This window comes from Halomonas campaniensis, assembly GCF_002211105.1.
GTDB lineage: Bacteria > Pseudomonadota > Gammaproteobacteria > Pseudomonadales > Halomonadaceae > Vreelandella > Vreelandella campaniensis_A.
In genome coordinates, this window is record NZ_JPUA01000040.1 from 1 (window position 1) to 504 (window position 504).

A 504-nucleotide genomic window follows, 5' to 3' on the forward strand; every position below is an offset into this window, starting at 1 on the left:
ATCCCAGGTGCGGCTTAGCTGTGAGTCGTCAATAATATAGGAGAGGCTGCCATCCACATTGCGCAGCGCGCTCATACGGTGGCTGGCACCCACTTCTTCAGGCTCGACAATATCGTAGCCAAGTTTGTCTGCACGTTTAAACGCCTCATAGGCATTTGCCACGCGCAGGCCAATCGCCGTTACTGCGGTGGCATCGCGTCCTGGCGTGCGGCCGGTAAAGCTCGATTCGGCATTGAGCACCAGATTGACGTCACCTGCCGCCCAGCGCTCGGCGTTAAGCGTGTGGTGGCGCCCCACGCAGGCCATGCCCAGCGCGGTAAGCAGCTCGCGCAGCGAGGCTAAATCGTCAGGCTCAACGGCGATTTCCAGAAAGGCGACCGACTCGATCGGCTGCGGTGCGGGAATTCCACTGTCGCCCTGCATGCTGCGAAGCAGGTTGTAGGAACGCAGCCCGTCCCGGGCCGTCTGGTCACTGTGGCCCATGCGGAAGACATCGTTAAAGAT

The 504-nt window shown here is 60.5% G+C and carries 1 pseudogene; it reads right to left on the reverse strand.

The annotated features are described in order from the left end of the window. A pseudogene (locus JI62_RS19480) lies at nucleotides 1–483 on the reverse strand (hypothetical protein); the annotation flags it as partial. Nucleotides 484–504: the final 21 nt, after the last annotated feature.